This is a genomic window from Oleiphilus sp. HI0125 (assembly GCF_001635355.1).
Window position 1 is genome coordinate 1 of sequence record NZ_LWGF01000326.1, and the last position, 1,016, is coordinate 1,016.

At 45.5% G+C, this 1,016-nt stretch carries 2 protein-coding genes and 1 pseudogene; all 3 read right to left on the reverse strand.

Annotation, left to right across the window (positions count from 1 at the left end; all coding sequences use genetic code 11):
- A partial coding sequence (locus A3762_RS04410) for a phosphoribosylamine--glycine ligase N-terminal domain-containing protein (protein WP_304439263.1) occupies positions 1 to 219 on the reverse strand: 219 nt, incomplete at its 3' end.
- A gap of 88 nt (positions 220 to 307) precedes the next feature.
- Positions 308 to 718 (reverse strand): thioesterase family protein, encoded by a 411-nt coding sequence (locus tag A3762_RS04415; RefSeq protein WP_068479481.1) that lies wholly within the window; start codon positions 716 to 718, stop codon positions 308 to 310.
- 83 nt (positions 719 to 801) lie between these two features.
- Positions 802 to 1,016: pseudogene (purH, locus tag A3762_RS04420) on the reverse strand (bifunctional phosphoribosylaminoimidazolecarboxamide formyltransferase/IMP cyclohydrolase); the annotation flags it as partial.

Genomic DNA, 1,016 nt, shown 5'->3' on the forward strand with positions numbered 1-1,016 from the left:
TTCAGGGCCAATTACCGTGAGCTCGACTTTATTGGCGATAGCAAAGTCAGAGAGTTCCTTGAATGCTAGAACGTCAATGTTCACATTTTGGAGCTTTGTATCGTTCGCGGTACCAGCATTGCCGGGTGCTACGAAAACAGTTTGAACAGATGGGTCTTGGGCGATTTTCCAAGCGAGGGCATGTTCACGCCCACCGCTACCTACAACTAAAACATTCATGACTTCAGGCCTGTGGCATTGTTTCGAGGGGCGAAAGAATAGCGGAGTTGCAGGGCTGAATCAAAACGTGACCGTTTGTTCAAGAAAGCTAGAAGACTTGTGCTAATTGCTCAAGCTTTTCGCGCGCTTTGCCTTCGATCTTACAGGACTTAAGGGTTTGTTTGTCCATCAGTACAAAGGTATGTTCTGCGTCGACAACGTGTGTGTTGCCGCCATCGAGAAAGATAGACTGTTGTACTTTACAACTTGTTGTTCCGATGCGCATAACTTTCGTTTGAACTTCTAGTGCGTCTCCTAGAGAGCAAGGTCTACGATAATTGACTTCGGAGTTAACGAGGGTGAGTGCTAGATCGAGCTCAGAGAAGAACTCTACTGCATTGTAGTTTTCAAAAAGACGCCAGCGGGCTTCTTCCATGAAAGTGTTGTATGCACCAATGTTGGTATGACCATATTGGTCTAAATGGTAGCCTCTAACTTTGAAGCGTGAATATTCTGACACGGGATCACTCTAATAAAATGCTAATTTTCTGGATTATAGCGAATAAAATTAGTAACAGAGCACCCGTGCCAGATATTTTCTTGTTAGTGTCTAAAGTGTCTCATGCCGGTGAAGATCATCGCCATGTCATGCTCGTCTGCTGCTTGAATTACTTCTTCATCACGCATTGAGCCGCCAGGTTGTATGACGCATGCAACACCAGCTTCCGCTGCATTATCAATGCCGTCTCTAAACGGGAAGAATGCATCTGACGCCATGACCGATCCTGCAACTTGTAAACCAGCATGTTCTGCCTTAA